The sequence below is a fragment of the Sporolactobacillus sp. THM19-2 genome (assembly GCF_004153195.1).
GTDB lineage: Bacteria > Bacillota > Bacilli > Bacillales > Sporolactobacillaceae > Sporolactobacillus.
Genome location: NZ_SEMC01000037.1, coordinates 1 through 7,279, shown reverse-complemented (window position 1 = coordinate 7,279; position 7,279 = coordinate 1). Strand labels below are relative to the sequence as shown.

The 7,279-nt window shown below is 39.3% G+C and carries 6 protein-coding genes; 1 reads left to right on the top strand and 5 read right to left on the bottom strand.

Going from position 1 to position 7,279, the window contains the following annotated elements; translation table 11 throughout:
• Nucleotides 1-463 precede the first annotated feature (463 nt).
• The 5 genes from EWH91_RS14175 to EWH91_RS14160 all read right to left on the bottom strand — a co-directional run bounded on the left by EWH91_RS14175 (nucleotide 464) and on the right by EWH91_RS14160 (nucleotide 5,009).
• A complete protein-coding gene (locus tag EWH91_RS14175; protein ID WP_240697386.1) occupies nucleotides 464-1,123 on the bottom strand; it encodes an IS630 family transposase in 660 nt (219 codons plus the stop codon).
• The gene (locus EWH91_RS14830) at nucleotides 1,102-1,608 is read right to left on the bottom strand and encodes a helix-turn-helix domain-containing protein (protein ID WP_240697385.1); all 507 of its coding nucleotides are present in this window, start codon (nucleotides 1,606-1,608) and stop codon (nucleotides 1,102-1,104) included. The genes EWH91_RS14175 and EWH91_RS14830 overlap by 22 nt, the downstream gene beginning before the upstream one ends.
• 231 nt (nucleotides 1,609-1,839) lie before the next feature.
• On the bottom strand, nucleotides 1,840-2,658 hold the full coding sequence (gene eutC, locus EWH91_RS14170; RefSeq protein WP_206184352.1) for an ethanolamine ammonia-lyase subunit EutC: 819 nt from the start codon (nucleotides 2,656-2,658) through the stop codon (nucleotides 1,840-1,842).
• Nucleotides 2,659-2,720: 62 nt separating this feature from the next.
• Entirely contained in the window at nucleotides 2,721-4,085 is a 1,365-nt protein-coding gene (locus EWH91_RS14165) for an ethanolamine ammonia-lyase subunit EutB (RefSeq protein WP_129930890.1), read from the bottom strand.
• 117 nt (nucleotides 4,086-4,202) lie between these two features.
• A complete protein-coding gene (locus EWH91_RS14160) occupies nucleotides 4,203-5,009 on the bottom strand; it encodes a helix-turn-helix domain-containing protein (protein WP_129930888.1) in 807 nt (268 codons plus the stop codon).
• A 555-nt stretch (nucleotides 5,010-5,564) separates the two neighbouring features.
• Here EWH91_RS14160 and EWH91_RS14155 point away from each other — a divergent pair.
• Nucleotides 5,565-7,136, top strand: coding sequence for an ABC transporter substrate-binding protein (locus EWH91_RS14155; RefSeq protein WP_129930886.1), 1,572 nt, complete (start codon nucleotides 5,565-5,567; stop codon nucleotides 7,134-7,136).
• The last annotated feature ends 143 nt before the right edge of the window (nucleotides 7,137-7,279 follow it).

Below are 7,279 nucleotides of genomic sequence, written 5' to 3'. Positions count from 1 at the left end.
GCTTAAATCGCAGGATACCGACCATCGAAGAACTGGATCGGGAGCTAAATGCCTGGTGCGATGATCGCAATCATCAGTCGATTGCAGTCAAGTGGCAATTCACCACAGCCGATGCCCGTACCAAATTACACTCGCTGTACCCTAAACTCACGGTAGAAAATTAAAACAAATATGGTAGCTACGATGCACTAGTGTACAAAATGTGACCATTTGATGAACACGGCCGAAATGCCTAAAAGGGCATTGAGATTTTACGAAAAAGCAGGATTCGACATGATTCGACATCAAATACCCTGTCGTTGGAACCAGGGGGGTCAACATAGGCATACGGTTAATTTGAGGTCACATATTTGTGGATCATCTGAATGTGCATAAAAAATCGACCGAGCATGTTGATGCTGTCGGTCGTTTTTGTTTAAACGATCATTTGTGGTCCTGGTGCATCGTAGCCACCATATTTGCTTTAATTTACTACCGTAAGTTCAGGGTATAGCGAGCCTAACTTGGTACGGGCATCGGCTGTGGTGAATGGCCACTTGACTGCAATCGACTGATGATTACGATCTTCGCACCAGGCATTTAGCTCCCGATCCAGCTCTTCGATGGTCGGTATCCTGCGGTTTAAGCATTGTTTCGAAAAGAGATTCAACCCGATCTCTGCGATATTCAACCAGCTGCCATGTTTCGGAGTGTAGTGAATGTCCAGCTTATCCAGAATCCGTTTGGCTTCTGCCAGCGGATACTTCTTATACAACGAGCCAATGCGATGTGTGTTCAGATTGTCCATGACCAGGACGATCTTCTCGGCTTGCGGATACCAATCGTCGACTAAGTGATGCACCCCTTCGGCAAAGTCTATTGCCGTCCGGGTAGGCCTGATGTCAACATATTGCTTACCGGTCAGAAGCTCAATGATCCCGAAGATCGAACAGGAACCCCTGCGTTCATATTCATAGTCGGTTTTGCGGGGACTTTTGTTTCGGATCGGCAGGGGCTGAACTTTATCAGCATGCATCATGCAGGGCTTTTCGTTCAGACAGATTAACGGCTTTTGTGGATCGTACGGGCGCGAATAGATGTCCAGCACATCTTTCATATGAGCTACGAATTCGGCGTCTTGTATTTTGGGGATGGCCCAGTAGTCATCGCGGTGAGGCTTAAGTTCGTTTTTCTTAACATCCGACCGATCGCGTCTTTTTTCGCGGAGACATCCAGGATCACTTTGCACTCCTGTTCCAATAGCCGTAATGACCCGTGCGAATAGCCTTCGGGCGCCGGCCGACAAGCCAGCTTAATTATTTTTGCTTCCGCTTCACCGTCGATCTTTTGGTACGAGTGATTCGAGCCCTCACCGCGTTTAAAGGTAAGGGCTTCATCCAAGCTGTTGTTCACAAAAAGCCGGATCACGTTGGCCACGGTTGAGGGGGCAATACGATTATACCTCGCAATCTCTTTGCGCTGGTGTGTTTCTCCGTGATTGGTGTCGGCATCCAGTAAAATCTGATTGCGTTTCTTGATGGTTTGATTGGTCATTTTGTCTTTCAAGATGTTCTTAAGCCGGGCCCTTTCGTTGTCAGTTAAAGCAACAATGTATTTTATGGGACGCATCATTTCACCTTTTTTGAATAGATAATATCAAAAAAGGAAAAGTATTACAATTAATTTCAAAATCTTGGCTACGATGCACTAGGTTAGGTGATTGCATTAAGTTTCAATTTACAGAGGATTTTCGGGCTTGATCTCAGTTTGATACTGAAGGTTTCAGAGTACCTTTAAGGGTATATTTAAAGGCTGACTGCAGGTGGTATAGGCCCGGCTTCCGTAGATTGGATACATTTTTTATAATTTTTCATCTTCTTTTAAATCGAGTCCCGATTTTTTAAAAACAAGCATTTTATGCAACAGTTCTGCAATGGAAGCACCTGCTTCAACGGCCGGAATTCCTTCTGAATGAATATTTGAAACAACAGTTCTTCTAGCTTCGGGCATACCTATGGTAGGCCTATAAGCGATATATGCACTCATAGAATGAGCAGTGGCCAGTCCTGGCCGCTCCCCAATAAGCATGCAGACAACATCGGCATTAGTCATTTCACCGATGTGATCCATTACGCCGACACGACAATATTTTACAAAGATAACTTTCTCATAATTGAGTTGATAAAAATTAAGTCCCTGTCGAATGGAAGGGAGTATTTCCCTAATATTTGCGTCAATGGCAGCTGAACTTAATCCGTCACCAACGACGATTTGTATTTTAGGATACTGATCAATACATTTCTTGATCTTCTCTACACTTTTTTCAGATAGTTTTCGCCCTAGATCGGGACGGGTCAAATATTCATCTTTAGAGTGACATAATGTTTTTGTATCTATAAAATTCATTTCTTCAATCAATTTGTGATCAACACAAGAGAAGACAGCATCTTGAGCAGCTGCATGATCCGCACGAAACCTGAGTACAGATTGTGTCATGTACCTAGGTCCACAACGCCATAATCCTAAGCGTGCTGGAGTAAATGATTTCATTTTTAAGTACCCCTGACGGTTATGCGGGTGTGGAACAAGCAATTGTCTTCGGATATCTATTTTTGAAATGTCATCTAATGAGGAGCCATCATCATTTGATTGCTTTATATTACTGCTAATTTCCTTCATCATACTTCCTCCTGCAATCATTCCGTGTATTGTTATAAAACTGAGAAGATAAATCAATATGATTAATTTAAAAATATTGATGCATCACCAGCACGTTCAGTGAGATGTCCATTTTCTACGATACCAATCTTCTCCATCCAATTTTCGAATTCTTTAATTGGATGAAGCCCGAACAATTCTCGAATAGTTACTGTTTCTTGAAATCCGGTTGATTGATAGTTAAGCATCACATCATCTGCATGAGGGATACCCATAATATAATTACATCCTGCCGCAGCTAATAATACAGTGAGATTTTCAATATCATTTTGATCAGCCTTCATGTGATTCGTATAGCAAACGTCGCATCCCATGCAGACCCCTGTCAGTTTACCCATGAAATGATCCTCTAATCCTGCTCGAATCACCTGTTTTGCGTCGTATAGATATTCTGGACCAATAAAGCCAACGACAGTATTGACAATATACGGGTCAAAATATCTTGCAAAACCATAGCATCTGGCTTCCATAGTAACCTGATCCACATTGAAATTTGCATCTGCGGACAATTCCGAGCCTTGCCCTGTTTCAAAATACATAACATTAGGTCCCCATGCCTGTCCATTATCTAAGGACAGTTGACGGGCTTCAGACACCATATCTTTATTGATGCCGAATGTCGTATTTGCTTTTTCAGAACCTGCTATGGATTGAAAGACCAATCCCGTCGGAGCCCCATTTCGAATGGCAGCCATTTGAGTAGTGATATGTGCAAGGACTGTCGTTTGTGTCGGAATATTCCATTTTGAGCGGAATTCCTCAAATTTATCTAATACCCGCATGATATTTTCTATCGAGTCATTGACCGGATTCAATCCAATTACGGCATCGCCAATTCCCATGCTTAGCCCTTCCATAACAGATGCCATGATTCCGTTTATATTATCAGTGGGATGATTAGGCTGAAGTCTGGATGAAAAGGTTCCAGGGCGTCCAATCGTTGTATTCGCGGTTTTTTCAATATGAATCTTTTTTGCTGCGAGAATTAAATCCATGTTTGTCATCAATTTACAAACTGCTGCGATCATTTCAGAAGTTAAGCCTCTGGAAATACGTTTAATATCAATGTCGCTTGTAGTATCATTTAGAAGCCATTCACGCAATTCCTGAACTGTCCAGTTTTTAATACTATTAAAGATTCTTTGATTAATCCCGTCAATAATAACACGGGTTACTTCGTCCTTATCATAAGGGATGGCAGGGTTATTATAGATGTCATTCAAGGTTAGTCGAGCAAGCACAATTTTGGCGGCGACACGTTCCTGATCATTCCTTGCTGCCAACCCGGCTAATTGATCTCCGGATTTAACTTCATTGGCTTTTGCGAGCACTTCCCTTACAGAATCAAATGTATATATATGATCAGCCAGATTTGTTTTTAGTATCATCGTATATCGTATGCCTCTCTTCAATTTTATGCAGTTTTGAGCCTTGGTACAGTCTGATTAAAATTTTTTACCGATAAATTTATAATCAGTTTAATTATTAATTGATTAATGAAATTATCAAATTGTGCCTAGATAGGCTAAATATTGGGTTGGGGTCAAGTCGGCCATTTTTTTGAATTCTCGGATAAAGTGAGATTGATCGTAATATTCATTTTCAAAGGTTACATCGAGCATTAAAGATCGACGATTTATAATTGTAATTTTAGATATAATATTTTGAAATTTTAGAATCTCGCAAAATTTTTTCGGGGGAAAGCCAATATATCTTTTAAAATTTTTTCTGATGTATTGCGGCGTATATCCAATATCACGAGATATATCGTTGATGCTTACCTTCCCGCTTGATGAGTATATTTTATCTATTGAGTATCTCATTATTTTTTGCTCCAATGCTAAATCTTCTCTGACACTTTCTAGATAACGCTTAAATATTATTATCCTTTCGTTAAATGAATGTGCTGTTCCAATCTCCTCAACTAACGAATCCCCAATATTCATTACATCAAATAGGGGAACCTGCTGTCCTAAGAGTTCGTCCATCGGCAATTTTAATCTTAATAATCCCTGCTCAGGATAAAAACGCACACCGAAATAGGTGCAATTTTCTATAAAATGTAGTTGTTTTTGGCGGCAAAAAGGGCTTGTCCACAGAACCGCACAGGGATGTGAGGCACTGCAACAAATTAAAATGTCAAAACACCCATCAGGGATAATGGAAATCAACTTTATCGATTCCTTATTGACTCTAAACTGGTAAAATGTGGCAATATCTCGCGTTTGCTTTCCTTTTGCTGAATTCATTTCCACATAATTATCTGTTATTTTACTAATTTCTGGTTGTGCCGGGAAATAGCTGTTAAACATTGATTATATCAATCCCTTCAATAATATATGGAAAAATAAAAATATATTGTCAAATTTATATATTGTGAATGATATTATTTTTTCAAGATAGAGTCAAGTATCTAATTTTAGCAGTATTAATATTTGCACTGCTTTTAAAAAAAGATTTAACAAAATGGACGTAATGATTAACCCTTCTCAAAAAGGATCAACGTGCGTGCTTATCCCCCTCTATAAATCTCCCTAATCAGGGTATTCTTTTCAAAATTGATATTTCGGCCATTTATATTGTTTCCTTTTTTACAATCTTTGATTTTTTTTATAAGTTACACTATTCACATCATTATAAGAAAAACACTTAACCAACAATTAATTTGTTGATCGTTAGGGGGTAAAGGTGATTTTAATGAAGCCGGACATGTCTCTCACTTATACAATCACAATGGTTAAAAAGGGGGTAGTCTGCGGGCATCTGTTTGATTTCAAGGAGCAATGAGATGACATACTAAGTGCCAGGCAGGCGAAATACAGAGTTTGAAAAAGATGGACATTAAAAATCAAAAGGTGGGCAATTAGATGAAAACAAAAATGAGATTAAAACTCATCAGCACATGTTTGATCATCCTGACATTGATTCTTTCTTTGGTAGGGTGTGGATCGAATAATTCAACAAACTCGAATTCAAATTCCAAAACTCTGAATGTTGCCTATGACGTTGTGCCTCCAAGCATTGATCCACATATGACTACATCTGCAGCGGTCATGGAAATAACTAGACCGGTTTTTGAAACGTTAGTTGCTTTAGATGCTGAAAACAATCCAAAACCACAGCTGGCAGAATCATGGAAATTTAGTGAGGATGGAAAAACGGTCACTTTTGAATTAAGAAAAGGAGTTAAATTCCACAATGGAAAAGAAATGACCTCTGCAGATGTTGTCGCTTCAATGGAAAGATGGGAAAAACTGTCTCCTCTTGCGCAAGGAAGGCTGAAGAATGCAACATTTACAGCACAGGGTAAATACATAGTATTATTAAATTTGGCAAAACCAGATTCGACCGTACTAATGACATTGGCGAATCCGCTTCAGTATTCCGCGATAATGCCCAAAGAAATAATTGATAGTGCAACCCAGACAGGCGTTAAAAAATATATTGGAACAGGGCCGTTCAAGGTTGTTAAAGCCGATCCCCAGCAATATTTAAATTTAGAAAAATTTACAGCTTATAAACCTATCGGGGATACCTCAAGTGGCCTTTCGGGCAGACATGAAGCTAAGGTAGAAAAAATTAACATCAATTTTGTCAAAGATCCTTCAACACGAGTTTCTGGTCTTGAAAGCGGGCAGTACGATTTGGCGACCGGAATTCCTTACGACAACTATGCAACGCTTAAAAATAATTCAAATTTGAAAAGCTACATGTATGATTTCGGTTTGTTAGGTATCGCGTTCAATAAAAAGCAGGGTGTTTTTGCTGATCAAAAAATGAGACAGGCTGTACAGTACGCCTTAAAGAAGAAAGATGTATTAACAAGTGCCTTTGTTAATCCTAAATTCTTTGAGCTTGAACCAATGCTGGCCACGGGAAATCAGCCGTTGTGGAATAATAACCAGGGCGAAGATGTGTATAATAGCGAAGATGTAAACAAGGCCAAACAACTGTTAGCAGAATCAGGTTATAAAGGGCAGAAAATAACGATTATTACAACACGGGACTATGAATATCTCTACAATGCAAGCATAGCGATTCAGCAGCAACTTAAGAAAATCGGTATGAACGTAAAACTTGAAAATTATGACTGGCCAACATTATTAAAGCGCAGAGCGGTTCCGCAAGGATGGGACATGTTTACGATGGGATGGCTGAATGAAGCCGTTCCGGTAAATTACAATTTCTTATATTCAAAAAATGAATATCCTGGATGGACTAATGACCCTAAAATTGATGATCTGATTGTGAAAATTCAATCAGTAAGTGATATGAAAGAAGTAAGTCCTTTATTCTCTCAATTGCAGAAAGAGTTCTATATGTACGCACCTATTGCAAAACTTGGTGATTTCAAAAATTATGCTGTTCATCAAAAATCCGTCAGTGGGCTGAGTTCCTTCAACGGGGCGATAAATCTGTGGAATGTCACGAAGAAGTGATCGCTTGACTTATATAAGCCTAGTGGTAATATGTCAAGTCCCTAAAAACGAGAAATTGGAAATTTTTTAGGGCCTTTATCCAAAAGCACTTAAAAAAGCGTATATGAAACAAATCCCACGCCAAATAACAAATTTTACCAGTT

What these genes read in the sequence shown, in the direction of transcription:
- eutC (WP_206184352.1), bottom strand. Translation starts at nt 2,658, where the DNA reads ATGAAGGAAATTAGCAGTAATATAAAGCAATCAAATGATGATGGCTCC.
- EWH91_RS14830 (WP_240697385.1), bottom strand. Translation starts at nt 1,608, where the DNA reads ATGCGTCCCATAAAATACATTGTTGCTTTAACTGACAACGAAAGGGCC.
- EWH91_RS14155 (WP_129930886.1), top strand. Translation starts at nt 5,565, where the DNA reads ATGAAAACAAAAATGAGATTAAAACTCATCAGCACATGTTTGATCATC.
- EWH91_RS14160 (WP_129930888.1), bottom strand. Translation starts at nt 5,009, where the DNA reads ATGTTTAACAGCTATTTCCCGGCACAACCAGAAATTAGTAAAATAACA.
- EWH91_RS14165 (WP_129930890.1), bottom strand. Translation starts at nt 4,085, where the DNA reads ATGATACTAAAAACAAATCTGGCTGATCATATATATACATTTGATTCT.